Origin of the sequence: Pseudomonas sp. LS.1a, assembly GCF_022533585.1 — a bacterium.
In the GTDB taxonomy this organism is placed as follows: domain Bacteria; phylum Pseudomonadota; class Gammaproteobacteria; order Pseudomonadales; family Pseudomonadaceae; genus Aquipseudomonas.
Genome location: NZ_CP092827.1, coordinates 2,788,837 through 2,805,520, shown reverse-complemented (window position 1 = coordinate 2,805,520; position 16,684 = coordinate 2,788,837). Strand labels below are relative to the sequence as shown.

Sequence of the window (16,684 nt, the reverse complement as noted above, 5' to 3'; positions counted from 1 at the left end):
ACTCCTTTCTACAGGCAACATGAAGCCCATGCCGCTGAAACCAGGCTTCAGCGGGCGGGGCATTACAGTGGGGATCAGGCGTGGGTCAGGCGACGGCTGACGACATCCAGCAGCACCTGGGCGCCCTGAATCAGTTGTTCGTCATCGGTATGCTCGCGCGGGTTGTGGCTGATGCCGCCCTGGCTGGGCACGAAGATCATCGCGGCGGGGGCAATGCGGGCGATCATTTGCGCGTCGTGGCCGGCGCCAGAGGTCATGCGCCGATGGCTGAAACCGAAACGCCGGGCCGAGGCTTCGATGGCATCGGCCAGCCCTGCGTCGAAGATCACCGGCTCGAAACGCACCAGGCGCTCGGTGGTAATGGTGACCCCTTCACGCTCGGCGAGCGCCTCCAGGTATTGGCTCAGGCGGTTTTCGGCGTAAGCCAGGCAGGTTTCGTCGGGGTCGCGCAGGTCAACGGTGAAGGTGGCCTTGCGCGGGATGACATTGATCACGTTCGGCTCGAACTGCATGCAGCCGACCGTGGCCAAGGTCGTGCCGGAATCCACGGCCATGGCGCGCAACTCGGCGACGATGGCACTGGCGACGAAGCCTGCATCATGGCGCAAGTGGGTCGGCGTGGTGCCGGCATGGTTGGCGTGTCCCTTCACCTCTACTTGCTGCCAGGAAATGCCCTGCAGGTTCTCGACCACGCCGATCAGGGTGTTTTCGGCTTCGAGGACCGGCCCCTGCTCGATATGCAGTTCGAGGTATTCGTGCGGCACGATAGCGCCAGGCTCCAGCGTGCCGGCATAGCCGATGCGCGCCAGTTCATCGCCAAGGCGCGTACCGTCGGTGCCAAGGGTATCCAGTGCCTGTTGCAAAGGCAGGCCGCCGGCGTAAACCAGTGAGCCCATCATGTCGGGCTGGTAGCGCACACCCTCTTCATTGGTGAACGCGCCGACGGTGATCGAACGCTCAGGCAAGCGCCCGGCCTCACGGTACGCCCGAACCACCGCCAATCCGGCCAGCACGCCATAGCAGCCATCCAGGGCTCCGGCGTTGGTGACAGTGTCGATGTGCGAACCCATCATCAGCGGGCTTTGCTCGCCGCGGTCAGCGGCTGCGCGTAACGTACCGAAAATGTTGCCGATGCGGTCGACCTGCACGTCGAGGTCAAGCTCGCGCATCCAGCCGACCAGCAGGTCGCGCCCGGCCTTGTCGGCATCGCTCAGGGCGATCCGGGTGCGCCCGCCATGCGTGGCGTCAACACCTACCTGGCCGAGTGCACGGATCTGCTGCAGCAGCAAAGCGCCGTTCAGTTGCAGTGGGGTACTCGCATTCATCAACCGTTTCTCCATGGGTGAAAAGCCTTGGCTCTACACCGCCGTTCTTGTTCACGGGAAATTCTATTCGCTCGCCGCGTATGAAAATCTTGATTTTTGGCCAATTCATGCACTTTTATTACGCACTTTCGGCATTTACCGCTGTTCGCCTACGGAGCCCCTCCCATGCCCCTCGATCACTTCGACCTGGCCCTGCTCGATGCCGTGCAGCGCGACGCCGGCACTTCACAGCTGGACCTCGGTGCGCAGGTCAACCTGTCCTCGGCGGCGGTCAACCGGCGCCTGAAGAAGCTGACGGCCGACGGCGTGATCCGCGGCACGGTGGCACAGGTGAACCCGGAGCAGCTGGGGTACACGCTGACCGTGATCACCGAGGTTGAAGTGGAGAACGAGCGCCTGGACCTGCTGGACGAGATGAAACGCGCCTTCCTCGCCTGCCCGCAGGTGCAACAGTGCTACTACGTGGCCGGGGAATGCGATTTCGTGCTGATCATGCTGGTGCGGCACATGGAGCAGTACACCCAGCTGACCCGTGAGCTGTTCTTCGAGAACAACAACGTCAAGCGCTTCAAGACACTGGTGTCGATGAGCAATGTGAAGACTGGCCTTTTCGTGCCGACCCTCACGGATTGAAGCCTTTATTGCGAGCCGCTGTAAAAGCGCGCAAGTTGACAGTCAACTTGTCCAGGCTGGCCAGCCCCGAGGAAATGATTACAATGCGCGCCCCGACCTGAAATATGTTTTTCTCATGAAATCACTGCTTTACGCCGTATCCTTACTATTTTCCTTCACCCTCCCCGCCCTGGCCAACCCGCCGGCGACCTTCACCGAGGCCAAGGTAGTGGCCAAGCAGAAGGTGTACATGGACCAGGCCAGTAGTGCCATGGGCGACCTGTACTGCGGCTGCAAATGGACCTGGGTGGGCAAGTCCGGCGGGCGTATCGATGCCGCCTCGTGTGGCTACCAGACCCGCAAGCAGCAGAACCGAGCAGAGCGCACCGAATGGGAGCACATCGTGCCGGCCTATACCTTTGGCAACCAGCGCCAGTGCTGGAAGAACGGTGGCCGCGAGCATTGCGTGGATGACGACCCGGTGTTCCGCGCCATGGAGGCCGACCTGTTCAACCTGTACCCGGCAGTAGGCGAGGTCAACGGCGACCGCAGCAATTTCAACTACGGCATGGTTGCTGGCAATGCAGGGCAATACGGGCAGTGCAGCACCAAGGTCGACTTCGTGCAGCGTGCTGCCGAACCCCGTGACGAAGTGAAAGGCCTGGTCGCCCGCACCACCTTCTATATGTACGACCGCTACAAGCTGAGCATGTCGCGCCAACAGCAACAGTTGCTGATGGCCTGGGACAAACAGCACCCGGTGTCGGCCTGGGAAAAAGAGCGTGACCGGCGCATTGCCGCGATCATGGGGCATGCCAACCCCTTCGTGACCGGGGAACGCAAATGGACCGCCAACTACAAGCCGGTCGGCAGTGGCGTGGTGCAAGCGGTGCCGGCGAAGGCTGCCAAGCCAGAGGCCAAGCCGAGCCTGGCCAGTGCCGAGCCGGTAGGAGCGGTGCTTGGCAACCGCAACAGCCACGTCTATCACCTCTCCGTCGGCTGCCCGGGCTATACCCAGGTTACCGCGAAGAACCAGGTCACCTTCGCCACCGAGGGTGAGGCGCAGGCAGCGGGGTATCGCAAGGCGGGCAACTGCCGCTGATCGGCCCCCTTGCAATCGATCGGGCTGCACAGCAGCCTGATCGAATGACCATCCGTCGCCCAGACGGCACCCCACTCCCCGCCCCCAGCCCAACGAATGACAGATCATCCGCAAAGGAGACGTTCCATGATCCGCATTCGCCCACTCTCGCTGTGCCTTGCCCTTGCCCTGGCCGCCGCCACTGGCACCAGCCTGGCCGCCACCGACATCCATACCGACAGCCACCCGCAAACCGACCAGTCCGGTGGCAAGACTGCCGGTGAAGGTAGCAGCGTCAACAGCCCTGGCAGCAGCAAAGGCAACGACAGCAGCGATACCGGCAGCAACAGCGATGCCGCCGACGGCGCCGCTGGCGGCTCCAACAGCACCGGCGAAGCCACCGGTTCCGGCGCCGGGCGCACCGGCGGCACCGCCGAGGACCAGGACAGCCATTGAGCCCAGCCTGGGCTACACTGCGCCCGAACGCCCTGCCGAGGATTCACCATGAACCTCAAACCCTGGCTGCTTGCCGCCCTGCTGCCGTGCAGCACCCTGGCCGTCGCTGGCGGCCAGGGTGCGCTGTCGATCAGTTCGTCGTCGTTCACCGATGGTGGCGTGATCGCCCTGCAGCAGGTTGGCCCGGACCCGGCCTGCGGCGCTGGCGAAGAGCGCACCCCGCAACTGAGCTGGGACAACCTCCCCGCAGGCACCCGGTCGCTGGCCCTGATCATGTTCGACCCGGACGGCGGCAAGGGTATTGGCGTGGTCCACTGGATCGCCTACAACATTGACCCGGCCCAGGATGGGCTGAAGGAAGGCATCGCCGGGCTGACCGGGCCAGGCGTGACCGTGGGTCGCAACTCGCGGGGCACGCTCAGCTACCGAGGCCCCTGCCCACCCGCCGGCGACAACCCGCACCACTACGCACTGACGCTGATCGCCACCGACCTGCCATTGGGCACCCTGCCCGAGGGCCTGGACCGCAGTGGCCTGCTGCAACTGCTGCAAGGCCACGCGCTAGGGGCGCAGAGCCTGGTCGGGCGCTATGGCCATTGAACCATCCAGTACAAAAACAAATGATCGCCCCCATAGCATTTATCCATTGAATGGCCCGACCGAACTGAAGTAAGCTCGGGCTCATTCACTGGAGAGCAACATGCCAAAACACACCTGCAACCACGCCAACCACACCGGTCGCACCCTGCGTCCTGTGCTGGCCGTTGCCGGCTGCGTGGCACCTGCCAGCTATTACTTCGGGTATTGGTTTAGCCACTAGGCGCCGATACCCACACGGCGCCCACCTTCGAGGGGCCGCCGAACATGAGAATACTCAAACCCCCGGTCGGCTTCCCGACCGGGGGTTTTGCTTTTCAGGCCTTTGAACAACACCGATTCACATTGAGGACAGATTCATGAACTACGCCACCTATTACTACGCAAACACCTACGCCTGGCGATTTAGCCAATCCCGTTCGGGCCAGCCTGCCGCCTCCGTTCGGTCTTCCACAGGTGGCAATGCAGCAGCCAATACGAATTCAACGATCTGTCGAACACCTCGATAGGGCCGACCACGCGGGCCAGAACCCGCCGTCCGCCCAGGGAAAAAACGCCATGCAAGCTTCCAGCCTCGCCCTGACCCAGCCGCAAGCCGCCAACACCACCGTCACCCAGCGCCTGCCCAGCCCGCACCTGCTCAAGCAGCAAATGCCGCTGTCCAGCGAACTTACCCAGCAAGTCCATGCCCACCGCCAGGCCATCCGCGACATCCTCGAAGGCCGCGACCAGCGCCTGCTGGTGATCGTTGGCCCGTGCTCGATCCACGACCCGCGCTCGGCCCTGGAATACGCCGACCGCCTGGCCGCCCTCAGCCGCGAAGTCGACGACAAGCTGCTGCTGGTGATGCGCGCCTACGTCGAAAAGCCCCGCACCACGGTCGGCTGGAAAGGCCTGGCCTACGACCCGCACCTCGATGGCAGCGACGACATGCACGCCGGCATCGCCCTGTCCCGCGGGCTGATGCTGAACATGATCGAGCGCGGCCTGCCGGTCGCCACCGAACTGCTGCAGCCCATGGCCGCCGGCTACTTCGATGACCTGCTGGCCTGGGCCGCGATTGGCGCACGCACCACCGAATCGCAGATCCACCGCGAAATGGTCAGTGGCCTGGAGCTGCCGGTCGGTTTCAAGAACGGCACCGACGGCGGCATCGCCATCGCCAGCGACGCCATGCGCAGCGCCGCCCACCCGCACCGCCACTTCGGCATGGATGCGCAGGGTTACCCGGCCATCATCGAAACCCTGGGCAACCCGGACACCCACCTGGTGCTGCGCGGCGGCCACAAAGGCCCGAACTTTGACGCCAACAGCATCGCCATGGCCCGCCAGGCACTGGCCAAGGCCGGGCTGCAGGGGCGGATCATGGTCGATTGCAGCCACGCCAACAGCGGCAAGGACCCGGCGCGTCAGCCGGCGGTATTCAACGATGTGCTGGAGCAGCGCATGGCCGGTGACCGCTCGATCGTTGGCGTGATGATCGAAGGGCACCTGTTCGACGGCTGCCAGGCGCTGGGCAAGGGCGCGCTGAAATACGGCGTGTCGATCACCGATGGTTGCCTGGGCTGGGCCTCGACCGAAACCCTGTTGCGTGAGGCGGCACAAAAACTGTAGGCAGCGGGTTGCAAGCCTGGCGAGACATACCCCGGACAAGTGCGCTAGGCTTGCCTTTTTACCCCAAGGAGCAGTACCCATGGCCCGTGCAACCGCCCGCCACATCCTGGTCAGCAGCGAAGACAAATGCAAAGAACTGAAAGCCCAGATCGAAGCAGGCGCCGACTTCGCTGAAATTGCCAAAGCCAACTCCACCTGCCCGTCCAGCCGCCAGGGCGGTGACCTGGGCTCGTTCGGCCCGGGCCAGATGGTCAAGGAGTTCGACACCGTGGTGTTCAGCGCCCCGATCAACACCGTGCAAGGCCCGGTGAAGACCCAGTTCGGCTACCACTTGCTGGAAGTGACCAGCCGCCAGGACTGATTCACCTGTTCAGGTGATGAGATCCCCTGTGGGAGCGGGTTTACCCGCGAATGCGTCAGCCCAGACGACGAGGCTGCATGCTCGGACGCATTCGCGGGCACGTCGCAGCGGCGCACCGCCGCTCCCACAGAGATTGTGGTGCCTGTTCCTGCTTTGCTTGGCTGTCAACGCCCACGCCGCCCCCACCCACGCCCTCACCGTCTACGGCGAAGCACCCCGCTACCACGCCGGCTTCCAGCATTTCGACTACGTCAACCCAAACGCCCCCAAAGGTGGCATCCTGCGCCGTTCGGCCATCGAGATCGGCCAGTTCGACCATATCCTGCCGTACATCGACAAAGGCATCGGCGTCAGCGAGGTCGATAGCCTGCTGTATGCGCCACTGGCCGTGCGCTCGTTCGATGAGCCCTACACCGTCTACGGCCTGATCGCCCGGCGCATGGAGCGCGGCCCGGACGATGCCTGGCTGCGTTTCGAGATCGACCCGCGCGCCACCTTCGCCGATGGCAAGCCGGTGCGCGCCGAGGACGTACGCTTTACCTTCGAGCTGCTGATGAGCAAGGGCAGCCTCAAGTACCGCACCCAGTTCGCCGATGTTGCCGCCGTCATCGTGGAAAGCCCGCACAGCGTGCGCTTCGACTTCAAGCCCGACCACGGCCGCACCCTGCCACTGGACCTCGCCGGCCTGCCGGTACTGCCCGAACACGACTGGCAGCAGCGCGATTTCGCCAACGGTGCCGGCTTCGACAAGCCGGTCGGCAGCGGGCCGTACCGTATCGGGCACATCGACAATGGCCGCAGCATCACCTTCGAGCGCGACCCCGGCTGGTGGGCGCGCGACCTTCCGGTCAGCCGTGGGCGCTACAATTTCGCCAAACTGCGCATCGAGTACTTCGGCGATACCGAAGTGGCGCGGCAAGTGCTCAAGGGCGGTGGCTACGACTACAACCGCGAATTCTCTGCCACCGCCTACACCCTGGGCTACAACGGCGCGCAACTGGACGACGGCCGCCTGCAGCGCGCCCACCTGGGCCCGGCCAAGCCGCAGGTGGCCCAGGGCTTTGTGTTCAACCTCGACCAGCCGCAGTTCAAGGACCGTCGCGTGCGCCAGGCGCTGGGCATGCTGTGGGACTACGAGTGGAGCAACCGGCAGATGATGCGCAACATGTACATCCGCCAGCAGAGCGTGTTCTCCAATACCCCACTGGCCGCCCGCAAACTGCCGGATGCAGGCGAGTTGAAACTGCTCGAACCGTTGCGCGGCAAGGTACCGGACGAAGTCTTCAGCACCGTGTTCACCGCCCCGGTCACCGATGGATCAGGGATCATCCGCAAGCAGCAGCTGCAGGCACTGGCGCTGCTCGAGCAAGCCGGCTGGCGCCCCGAAGGCGACCGCTTGGTGAACAGCCAGGGCACGCCGCTGGCGTTCACCTTCCTCAATGGCCAGGCAGGCATGGAACGCCTGCTGCTACCGTGGAAGCGCAACCTGGCCCAGATTGGTGTGACCCTGGACATCCGCAACGTCGACTCCGCCCAGTACGTCAACCGCCTGATGGCGCGTGACTACGACATGATCGTCACCGGTTACCCGGTCACCCTGTCGCCCGGTGCCGAGTTGTACAACTACTTTGGCTCGGCAGCGGCCCACGACCCCGGGTCGAATAACCTGATGGTGCTGCAGGACCCCGCCGTGGACCGCCTGATCGACGGCCTGGTGCGCGCCGACACCCAGGCCGACATGCTGCACCACGCCCATGCCCTGGACCGGGTGCTGCAATGGAACTATTACTGGATCCCCAACTACTACCCGCCTGGCAGTTCCACCGTCTGGTGGAACCGCTTCGGCGTGCCCAAAGTCCAGGCTGCCTATGACGAAGGCCTGGACACCTGGTGGGAAGTCAGCCCCACCGCGCTGACCAACGCGCAAATGGCCGAACGCCGGAAATCCTCGCCATGACCGCCTACATCCTGCGCCGCCTGCTGCTGATCATCCCGACCTTGCTGGCGATCCTGCTGGTCAACTTCGCCATCGTCCAGGCCGCACCGGGTGGCCCGGTGGAACAGGCGGTGGCACGCTTGCAAGGGATTGGCGGCGGCGCTCCCGGCGCCCGGGCCGAGGTGGTGCACGGCGAGTCGCGGGCCACCCGTGGCCTGGACCCGAAACTGATCGAGGAGATCAAGCGCCAGTACGGCTTCGACAAATCCGCCCCCGAGCGCCTGTGGTTGATGCTGGGCCAGTATGCCCGGCTGGACTTCGGCAACAGTTTCTTCCGCGGCGCCAAGGTTACCGACCTGATCCTCGACAAGTTGCCGGTCACCCTGTCGCTGGGCTTCTGGGCCACGCTGATCACCTACCTGGTGTCGATCCCGCTGGGCATCCGCAAGGCGGTTCGCCATGGCAGCCGCTTCGATGCCTGGAGCAGCGCGCTGATCGTGGTTGGCTATGCCCTGCCCTCGTTCCTGTTCGCCCTGTTGCTGATCGTGCTGTTCGCCGGCGGTACCTCGCTCGACTGGTTCCCGGTGCGCGGCCTGGTCTCGGACAACTTCGACGAGCTCAGCCTGCTGGGCAAGGTCGCCGACTACTTCTGGCATCTGGTGCTACCAGTCGGCGCCCTGGTGATCGGCGGTTTCGCCACCCTGACACTGCTGACCAGGAACGCCTTCCTCGACGAGATTTCCCGGCAATACGTGGTTACCGCCCGCGCCAAGGGCCTGAGCGAGCGTCGGGTGCTGTATGGCCACGTGCTGCGCAATGCCATGCTGCTGGTGGTGGCCGGATTGCCGCAGGCGTTGATCACGGTGTTCTTTGCCGGCTCGTTGCTGATCGAGGTGATCTTCTCGCTCGATGGCCTGGGCCGCATGAGTTACGAAGCGGCTGTGTCGCGGGACTACCCGGTGGTGTTTGGCACGCTGTTCATCTTCACCCTGGCGGGCCTGCTGATCCGCCTGATCGGCGATCTGTCGTACACGCTGCTCGACCCGCGTATCGACTTCGACACGAGGGCGCACTGATGCTTTCACCGATTTCGCGTCGTCGCCTGAAACGCTTTCGCCGCAACCGCCTCGGCTGGGTCTCGCTGTGGCTGTTCGCCGGCCTGCTGCTGCTGAGCCTGTGTGCCGAGCTGGTGGCCAACGACAAACCGCTGCTGCTGGGCTACAAGGGCGAGCTGTATGTGCCGGCGCTCAAGCGCTACAGCGAGCAGCAGTTCGGCGGCCAGCTGCCGTTCCAGCCGGACTACCGCAGCGCCTATGTACGCCAACTGATCGAACAGCAAGGCGGCTGGATGCTGTTCGCACCGATCCCGTTCAGCGCCGACACCCCCAACTACGACCTGCAAGTGCCCACCCCCAGCCCGCCAAGCGCGAGCAACTGGCTGGGGACCGACGACCAGGGCCGCGACGTGCTGGCCCGGGTGCTGTATGGCACACGGGTGTCCTTGCTGTTCGCCTTCGCCCTGACCCTGGTCAGCGTGCTGATCGGGGTGACGGCCGGGGCCTTGCAGGGCTACCACGGCGGCTGGGTCGACCTGTTCGGCCAGCGTTTGCTGGAGGTGTGGTCGGGGTTGCCGGTGCTGTACCTGCTGATCATCCTCAGCGGGTTCGTCGAGCCGGACTTCTGGTGGCTGCTGGGGATCATGGCGTTGTTCTCCTGGCTGACCCTGGTCGATGTGGTGCGCGCCGAGTTCCTGCGCGGTCGCAACCTGGAGTACGTGAAGGCCGCCCGGGCGTTGGGGCTGTCAGACAGCCAGGTGATGCTGCGGCACATCCTGCCCAACGCCATGAACGCGACGCTGACCTATGTGCCGTTCATGCTGACCGGGGCGATCACCACCCTGACTGCACTGGATTTTCTCGGTTTCGGCATGCCGGCCGGGAGTGCTTCGCTGGGGGAACTGGTGACCCAGGGCAAACAGCACCTGGAGGCGCCGTGGCTGGGCTTTACCGCGTTCTTTGCACTGGCGGTGATCCTGTCGCTGCTGGTGTTTATCGGGGATGCCTTGCGTGAGGCGTTCGACCCAAGGGGATAGTTTTTCAGGTCTGGCCTCTTCGCGGGTAAACCCGCTCCCACAGGTACCCCACAGTCTTCAGGATTTGTAGTGAACTTGTGGGAGCGGGTTTACCCGCGAAGTGGTCGGCCCCGCTTATACAGATTTCAGGATTTTTACCCATGCACGACAGCGACAGCCTCAAGGACTACCCCCAGGTACGGCAACTGGCGATCCGCTCGCTGTTCGAAATCATCGAACAGTCCAGCGAAGGCACGGTAATCGTCGACCGCCAGGCGCGCATCGTCTGGATGAACGAACGGTATGCCCGGCGCTTTGGCCTGGCCGACGCGGCCAGCGCCATTGGCCAACCCTGCGAAGCGGTGATCCCGGGCAGCCTGATGCGCGAGGTGGTGAGCAATGGCCGGCCGATACTGCTGGACATGCTCGACACCCCGAACGAGCCGCTGGTGGTGATGCGCCTGCCCATCCACGACGACCAGGGCGCGCTGATCGGCGCCATCGGCTTTGCCCTGTTCGATGAGTTGCGCAGCCTGTCGCCGCTGCTCAAACGCTACTCCAGCATGCAGCAGGAGCTGGCCTCGACCCGCTCGCAGTTGCGCGCACGCCAGGCCAAGTACAGCTTCGCCCAGTTCGTCGGCAGCAGCGCCGCCAGCCTGGAGGCCAAGCGCCGCGCACGGCGCGGTGCGAGCAGTGACTCGCCAGTGTTGCTGCTGGGCGAAACCGGCACCGGCAAGGAGCTGTTGGCCCATGCCATCCACGCGGCGTCGGCGCGGGCGCACAAGGCGTTCGTCAGCATCAACAGTGCGGCGATCCCCGAGACACTGCTGGAAGCCGAGTTCTTCGGCACCGCCCCCGGTGCCTTTACCGGGGCTGATCGCAAGGGCCGCAGCGGCAAGCTGCAACTGGCCGAAGGCGGCACGCTGTTCCTCGACGAGATCGGCGACATGCCGCTGGCCCTGCAGAGCAAGCTACTACGGGTTTTGCAAGAAAAGGAGTATGAGCCGGTCGGCTCGAACCAGATGCTGCGTAGCGATGTGCGCATCATTGCCGCCACCTCCATCGACCTGCAGGCCGCCATCGCCCGCGGGGCATTCCGCGCCGACCTGTATTACCGGCTGAATGTGCTGCCGATCGAGGTGCCGCCACTGCGGCAACGGCTGGAGGACCTGCCGGCGCTGTGCGAAGCCATATTGGGTGAGCTGGGCAGCCAGTATGAGTTGGAGGCCGAAGCGCAGCAGCTATTGGCGCGGCATGCATGGCCGGGGAACATTCGCGAGCTGCGCAATGTGCTGGAGCGGGCCACGCTGCTGGCGGACCAGCCGCGGCTGGGGGTAGCGGATCTACGGGCGGCATTGGGGCCGTTGAGCCCGGTGGCGACTACGCCTGTGCGGCAGACTTACCGCGAGGCCTGTGAGGCGTTTGAGCGGGAGCTGATTGCCGGGGCACTGGCCGAGCATGCGGGAAATGTACCGGAAGCTGCGTCGGCGTTGGGACTGGGGCGGTCGACGCTGTACAAGAAGATGGTAGTACTTGGTCTCTGATTGGAGACTTTTGTTTCCATTTCAAGATTGCCGCGAGGGCTTTGCCCTCGATCGCGACACAAGGCGGCTCCTGCAGGAGATCGCGGTTCACTTGTAGCAGCGGCCTTGTGTCGCAATGGGCCGCAAAGCGGCCCCAACGTCTCAAGACAGAGACAAAAAATCACAAGAAAACAAAATACTCATATAAATCAATGAGTTAAAAACTGGCACGATTCCCGCTATCTCCTGCTCACCGATAAAAACAAGACTCACCCAGGAGACTCACCCGATGACCGTGCTCATCGCCCTTGCCGCGCTGGCCCTGCTGATGCTGGCTGCCTACCGTGGCTACAGCGTAATCCTCTTTGCCCCCATCGCCGCCCTCGGCGCGGTACTGCTCACCGACCCGTCCGCCGTGGCCCCCGCATTCACCGGGGTGTTCATGGAGAAAATGGTCGGCTTCATCAAGCTCTACTTCCCGGTGTTCCTGCTGGGCGCCGTGTTCGGCAAGCTGATCGAGCTGTCCGGCTTTTCCCGCTCGATCGTTGCCGCCGCCATCCGCGTGCTCGGCACCCGCCAGGCAATGCTGGTGATCGTGCTGGTCTGCGCCCTGCTCACCTACGGCGGTGTCTCGCTGTTCGTGGTGGTGTTCGCGGTGTACCCGTTCGCTGCCGAGATGTTCCGCCAGAGCAATATCCCCAAGCGCCTGATCCCGGCAACCATTGCCCTGGGCGCGTTCTCGTTCACCATGGACGCCCTGCCCGGTACCCCGCAGATCCAGAACATCATCCCCAGCACCTTCTTCAACACCACCGCCTGGGCCGCGCCCTGGCTGGGCCTGATCGGCACGCTGTTCGTGTTCTGCGTCGGCATGGCCTACCTGCAACGCCAGCGCAACAAGGCCCTGCGCGCCGGTGAAGGCTATGGCAGCGACTTGCGCAACGAGCCGGAAACCGCTGCCGACCTGGCCCTGCCCAACCCCTGGCTGGCCCTGTCGCCGCTGCTGCTGGTTGGGGTGATGAACCTGCTGTTCACCCACTGGATCCCGCAGTGGTACGGCCCCAGCCACAGCCTGCAATTGCCCGGCATGAGCGCGCCGGTGCAAAGCGATGTGGCCAAGCTCACCGCCATCTGGGCAGTGCAGGCGGCGTTGCTGGTAGGCATCCTGATGGTGCTGGTGTGTGCCTTCGGTGCCATCCGCTCCCGCCTGGCCGAAGGCAGCAAAAGCGCCGTGGGCGGTGCCTTGCTGGCGGCCATGAATACCGCCTCGGAATACGGTTTTGGCGCGGTAATCGCCTCGCTGCCGGGCTTCCTGGTATTGGCCGATGCCCTGCGCGGCATCCCCAACCCGCTGGTCAACGAAGCCATCACCGTGACCTTGCTGGCCGGTATCACCGGCTCTGCCTCGGGCGGCATGAGCATCGCCCTGGCGGCCATGGGCGACAGCTTCATCGCCGCCGCCAATGCCGCCAACATCCCGCTCGAAGTGCTGCACCGGGTGGCTGCCATGGCCAGCGGCGGCATGGACACCCTGCCGCACAATGGCGCGGTCATCACCTTGCTGGCCGTAACCGGGCTGACCCATCGCGAGGCCTACAAGGACATTTTCGGTATTACCCTGATCAAGACCCTGGCGGTGTTCGTGGTCATCGCCACGTTCTACGCCACCGGCATCGTCTAAGGAGCTTTGCATGACCCTCAAAGGCAAGACTGCACTCGTCACCGGATCCACCAGCGGCATCGGCCTGGGCATTGCCCAGGTGCTGGCCCGCGCAGGCGCCAACATCATGCTCAACGGCTTCGGCGACCCGGCACCGGCGCTGGCCGAGATCGCCCGGCACGGGGTGAAGGTAGCCCATCACCCGGCCGACCTGTCGGACGTGGCCCAGATCGAAGCGCTGTTCACCCTGGCCGAGCGCGAGTTCGGCGGCGTCGACATTCTGGTCAACAACGCCGGTATCCAGCATGTGGCGCCGGTGGAGCAATTCCCGCTGGAAAGCTGGGACAAGATCATCGCCCTCAACCTGTCGGCCGTGTTCCACGGTACGCGCCTGGCCCTGCCCGGCATGCGCATGCGCAACTGGGGGCGCATCATCAACATCGCCTCGGTGCATGGCCTGGTCGGCTCGACCGGCAAGGCGGCCTATGTGGCGGCCAAGCACGGCGTGGTCGGCCTGACCAAGGTGGTAGGCCTGGAAACCGCCACCAGCAACGTCACCTGCAATGCCATCTGCCCTGGCTGGGTGCTGACCCCGCTGGTACAGAAGCAGATCGACGATCGTGCTGCCAACGGTGGCGATCCGCTGCAAGCGCAGCACGATCTGCTGGCAGAAAAACAGCCATCACTGGCCTTCGTCACCCCCGAACACCTGGGTGAGCTGGTACTATTCCTGTGCAGCGAGGCCGGTAGCCAGGTTCGCGGTGCCGCCTGGAACGTCGATGGTGGCTGGTTGGCCCAGTGACGGGCGGCCTGGGCCTGGCGGCGGTCTTGCATTCGTTTATCTGCAAGGAGGCCCTATGCGCCCAACCCCGATGACCGCGATCCTGGCCCTGACCCTGGCTGCCGCCGCACCCGCGATGGCAGCCAGCCTGAAGGACGTCGCGCCCTACCCCGAGGCGGAAAAAGGCTTCACCCGGCAGGTCATCCACCTGCCGGCCCAGGCTGATGAATCGGCCTATCAGCTGGAAATCCTCGCCGGCAAGACCCTGAAGGTGGACTGCAATCGCCAGCGCCTGGGCGGCAGCCTGGAGGAACGAACCCTGGAAGGCTGGGGCTACAGCTACTACCACCTGGACAAGGTCAGCGGCCCGGTCAGCACATTGATGGCCTGCCCCGATGGCAAGAAGACCGAGGCCTTCGTGCCGGTGGTCGGTGAAGGCTTCATGCTGCGCTACAACAGCAAGCTACCGGTGGTGGTGTATGTGCCCAAGGATGTCGAAGTGCGCTACCGCGTCTGGAGCGCGTCGCAGGACGTGCAAAAGGCTAAAGTAGAGTAACGCGCAAGCCCCTGCTGCCAGGGGGCTTCTTCGCGGGCACGCCCGCTCCCACAGGATAGCACTGACCTTGAAGTCTGAGCTGTACCTGTGGGAGCGGGCGTGCCCGCGAATAGGCCGTCGAATCCAAATGATCACCTGGAGGTTCGGCATGAACGAAGTGCTCTGGCGCCCCTCCACGGCGCAGATCGAGGCCAGCCGGATGGATGCCTTCCGCCGCCGGGTCAACCTGCGCTACAACCTGCAACTCGACGACTACCAGGCGCTGCACCGCTGGAGCATCGAGCAGCGCCCTGCCTTCTGGCAAACCCTTGCCGACTATTTCCACGTTCACTGGCATACCCCGCCGAGCCAGGTGCTCAGCGAAGGGCCGCAGATGCCCGAAGCCCAGTGGTTCGCCAACGCCACCCTCAACTTCGCCGAACACCTGCTGCGCCGCCGCGACGACCGCCCGGCCCTGGTCGCCGTGCGCGAAGACGGCCAACGCCAGCAGTTCACCCATGCCCAGCTGGCCGCCCAGGTGGCCGGCCTGCAAAAAGCCTTCAAGGCCGCCGGCATCGTCCCCGGCGACCGGGTAGCCGCCGTCATGCCCAATACCTGGCAGACACTGGTTGCCATGCTTGCCTGCACCAGCCTCGGTGCGGTCTGGTCCAGTTCCTCGCCCGAGTTCGGCGTACATGGCATCATCGACCGCTTCGGCCAGATCGAGCCCAAGCTGCTGATCGCCTGCGCCGGCTACCAGTACGCCGGCAAAGCCATCGACCAGGTGGACAAGGTGAACCAGGTGTGCGCGCAGTTGCCCGGTCTGGAACGGCTGATCGTGGTGCCCCATACCCGCAATGGTACGCGCGCCGACGAGTTCCTGGCCGCCAACGTCAGCCTATGGGATGAGTTCTTTCAGCCTGGCGGCGCCCCCAGCTTCACCCCGCTGCCCTTCGACCACCCGCTGTACATCCTGTACTCCAGCGGCACCACCGGCGTGCCCAAGTGCATCGTCCACCGCGCCGGCGGCGTGTTGTTGCAGCACCTGAAGGAACATGGCCTGCACAACGACCTGAAGGCCGATGACGTGCTGTTCTACTACACCACCTGCGGCTGGATGATGTGGAACTGGCTGGCCAGCGGCCTGGCGGTGGGCGCCACGCTGGTGCTGTACGACGGCTCGCCCTTCCACCCCGGCCCCGAGCGGCTGCTGGACCTGATCGACGCCGAGGGCATCCAGGCCTTCGGTACCAGCGCCAAGTACCTGGCGGCGCTGGAGCAGGCGGGCCTGGAGCCTGCGGCAAGCCATCAACTGGGGCGCTTGCGCCTGCTGTTGTCCACCGGCTCGCCACTGTCGCCACACAGCTACGACTACGTGTACCGCAAGATCAAGGCCGACCTGTGCCTGGCGTCGATGTCCGGCGGCACCGATATCGTCTCCTGTTTCGTGCTGGGCAACCCGACCCTGCCGGTGCGCCGTGGCGAAATCCAGTGCAAGGGCCTGGGCATGGCGGTGGAGGTGTGGAACGAGCACGGCCAGCCGGTGCAGGGCGAAAAAGGCGAGTTGGTATGCACGCGCAACTTCCCGTCCATGCCACTGGGGTTCTGGAAGGATACGGACGGCAGCCGTTACCACGATGCCTACTTCAGCCAGTTCCCGGGGGTGTGGGCCCAAGGCGACTATGCCGAACAGCGTGCCGATGGCGGGCTGGTGATTCATGGCCGCTCCGATGCGGTTCTCAACCCCGGTGGCGTGCGCATTGGCACGGCAGAGATCTACCGTCAGGTGGAAAAGGTCGAGCAGGTGCTGGAAAGCGTGGCCATCGGCCAGGACTGGCAAGGCGATGTGCGGGTGGTGCTGTTCGTTCGCCTGCGTGACGGCCTGAAACTGGATGAGCCCCTGCGCCAGCACATCCGCCAGGTGATCCGCCAGTACACCACGCCCCGCCATGTCCCGGCGGTGATCGCCCAGGTCGATGACATCCCGCGAACCATCAGCGGCAAGCTGGTGGAATTGGCGATTCGCAATGTGGTGCATGGCCTGCCGGTGAAGAACACCGATGCCCTGGCCAACCCCGAGGCGCTGGAGCAGTTTCGGGATCGTGAGGAGTTGCGTACCCCATAATGAAGGT

General features: G+C 64.5%; 15 protein-coding genes. 14 read left to right on the top strand and 1 reads right to left on the bottom strand.

Features of this window, described 5'->3' with window-relative positions; all coding sequences use genetic code 11:
* Positions 1–74: 74 nt before the first annotated feature.
* Positions 75–1,325, bottom strand: coding sequence for a Zn-dependent hydrolase (locus MKK04_RS13000; protein ID WP_241106760.1), 1,251 nt, complete (start codon positions 1,323–1,325; stop codon positions 75–77).
* A 165-nt stretch (positions 1,326–1,490) separates the two neighbouring features.
* On the opposite strand from MKK04_RS13000, the gene MKK04_RS12995 reads away from it, so the two are divergent.
* The 14 genes from MKK04_RS12995 (at position 1,491) to MKK04_RS12930 (ending at position 16,677) form a co-directional block, all read left to right on the top strand.
* Complete coding sequence (locus MKK04_RS12995) at positions 1,491–1,958, top strand: Lrp/AsnC family transcriptional regulator (RefSeq protein ID WP_233694820.1); 468 nt, start codon at positions 1,491–1,493, stop codon at positions 1,956–1,958.
* A 115-nt stretch (positions 1,959–2,073) separates the two neighbouring features.
* Positions 2,074–3,039 carry an endonuclease gene (locus MKK04_RS12990; protein ID WP_233694819.1) on the top strand — a complete coding sequence of 322 codons (966 nt, stop codon included), beginning with the start codon at positions 2,074–2,076 and terminating at the stop codon, positions 3,037–3,039.
* Between the two features lie 126 nt (positions 3,040–3,165).
* Positions 3,166–3,474 (top strand): hypothetical protein, encoded by a 309-nt coding sequence (locus MKK04_RS12985; RefSeq protein WP_241106759.1) that lies wholly within the window; start codon positions 3,166–3,168, stop codon positions 3,472–3,474.
* A gap of 48 nt (positions 3,475–3,522) precedes the next feature.
* Complete coding sequence (locus MKK04_RS12980) at positions 3,523–4,074, top strand: YbhB/YbcL family Raf kinase inhibitor-like protein (RefSeq protein ID WP_063914763.1); 552 nt, start codon at positions 3,523–3,525, stop codon at positions 4,072–4,074.
* Between the two features lie 555 nt (positions 4,075–4,629).
* Complete coding sequence (locus tag MKK04_RS12975; protein WP_233688310.1) at positions 4,630–5,685, top strand: 3-deoxy-7-phosphoheptulonate synthase; 1,056 nt, start codon at positions 4,630–4,632, stop codon at positions 5,683–5,685.
* Between the two features lie 79 nt (positions 5,686–5,764).
* Positions 5,765–6,046: a peptidylprolyl isomerase gene (locus MKK04_RS12970; RefSeq protein WP_233688311.1), complete on the top strand. Its 282-nt coding sequence runs from the start codon at positions 5,765–5,767 to the stop codon at positions 6,044–6,046.
* Positions 6,047–6,059: 13 nt separating this feature from the next.
* Positions 6,060–8,003 carry an extracellular solute-binding protein gene (locus MKK04_RS12965; RefSeq protein ID WP_241106758.1) on the top strand — a complete coding sequence of 648 codons (1,944 nt, stop codon included), beginning with the start codon at positions 6,060–6,062 and terminating at the stop codon, positions 8,001–8,003.
* Entirely contained in the window at positions 8,000–9,058 is a 1,059-nt protein-coding gene (locus tag MKK04_RS12960) for a microcin C ABC transporter permease YejB (protein ID WP_207837321.1), read from the top strand. The genes MKK04_RS12965 and MKK04_RS12960 overlap by 4 nt, the downstream gene beginning before the upstream one ends.
* On the top strand, positions 9,058–10,074 hold the full coding sequence (locus MKK04_RS12955) for an ABC transporter permease (RefSeq protein ID WP_207837318.1): 1,017 nt from the start codon (positions 9,058–9,060) through the stop codon (positions 10,072–10,074). The genes MKK04_RS12960 and MKK04_RS12955 overlap by 1 nt, the downstream gene beginning before the upstream one ends.
* 140 nt (positions 10,075–10,214) lie before the next feature.
* Complete coding sequence (locus MKK04_RS12950; protein ID WP_233694815.1) at positions 10,215–11,597, top strand: sigma-54 interaction domain-containing protein; 1,383 nt, start codon at positions 10,215–10,217, stop codon at positions 11,595–11,597.
* 268 nt (positions 11,598–11,865) lie between these two features.
* Complete coding sequence (locus MKK04_RS12945; protein ID WP_063914769.1) at positions 11,866–13,257, top strand: GntP family permease; 1,392 nt, start codon at positions 11,866–11,868, stop codon at positions 13,255–13,257.
* A 10-nt stretch (positions 13,258–13,267) separates the two neighbouring features.
* Entirely contained in the window at positions 13,268–14,038 is a 771-nt protein-coding gene (gene hbdH / locus MKK04_RS12940) for a 3-hydroxybutyrate dehydrogenase (protein ID WP_207837313.1), read from the top strand.
* A gap of 55 nt (positions 14,039–14,093) precedes the next feature.
* Entirely contained in the window at positions 14,094–14,573 is a 480-nt protein-coding gene (gene eco / locus MKK04_RS12935; RefSeq protein ID WP_207837310.1) for a serine protease inhibitor ecotin, read from the top strand.
* Between the two features lie 148 nt (positions 14,574–14,721).
* Entirely contained in the window at positions 14,722–16,677 is a 1,956-nt protein-coding gene (locus MKK04_RS12930; protein ID WP_233694814.1) for an acetoacetate--CoA ligase, read from the top strand.
* Positions 16,678–16,684 lie beyond the last annotated feature (7 nt).

Coding starts and splice junctions, on each gene's coding strand:
- MKK04_RS12945 (WP_063914769.1), top strand. CDS start 11,866: ATGACCGTGCTCATCGCCCTTGCCGCGCTGGCCCTGCTGATGCTGGCT.
- MKK04_RS12955 (WP_207837318.1), top strand. CDS start 9,058: ATGCTTTCACCGATTTCGCGTCGTCGCCTGAAACGCTTTCGCCGCAAC.
- eco (WP_207837310.1), top strand. CDS start 14,094: ATGCGCCCAACCCCGATGACCGCGATCCTGGCCCTGACCCTGGCTGCC.
- MKK04_RS12930 (WP_233694814.1), top strand. CDS start 14,722: ATGAACGAAGTGCTCTGGCGCCCCTCCACGGCGCAGATCGAGGCCAGC.
- MKK04_RS12980 (WP_063914763.1), top strand. CDS start 3,523: ATGAACCTCAAACCCTGGCTGCTTGCCGCCCTGCTGCCGTGCAGCACC.
- MKK04_RS12960 (WP_207837321.1), top strand. CDS start 8,000: ATGACCGCCTACATCCTGCGCCGCCTGCTGCTGATCATCCCGACCTTG.
- MKK04_RS12995 (WP_233694820.1), top strand. CDS start 1,491: ATGCCCCTCGATCACTTCGACCTGGCCCTGCTCGATGCCGTGCAGCGC.
- MKK04_RS12950 (WP_233694815.1), top strand. CDS start 10,215: ATGCACGACAGCGACAGCCTCAAGGACTACCCCCAGGTACGGCAACTG.
- MKK04_RS12970 (WP_233688311.1), top strand. CDS start 5,765: ATGGCCCGTGCAACCGCCCGCCACATCCTGGTCAGCAGCGAAGACAAA.
- MKK04_RS12985 (WP_241106759.1), top strand. CDS start 3,166: ATGATCCGCATTCGCCCACTCTCGCTGTGCCTTGCCCTTGCCCTGGCC.
- hbdH (WP_207837313.1), top strand. CDS start 13,268: ATGACCCTCAAAGGCAAGACTGCACTCGTCACCGGATCCACCAGCGGC.
- MKK04_RS12990 (WP_233694819.1), top strand. CDS start 2,074: ATGAAATCACTGCTTTACGCCGTATCCTTACTATTTTCCTTCACCCTC.
- MKK04_RS12975 (WP_233688310.1), top strand. CDS start 4,630: ATGCAAGCTTCCAGCCTCGCCCTGACCCAGCCGCAAGCCGCCAACACC.
- MKK04_RS13000 (WP_241106760.1), bottom strand. CDS start 1,325: ATGAATGCGAGTACCCCACTGCAACTGAACGGCGCTTTGCTGCTGCAG.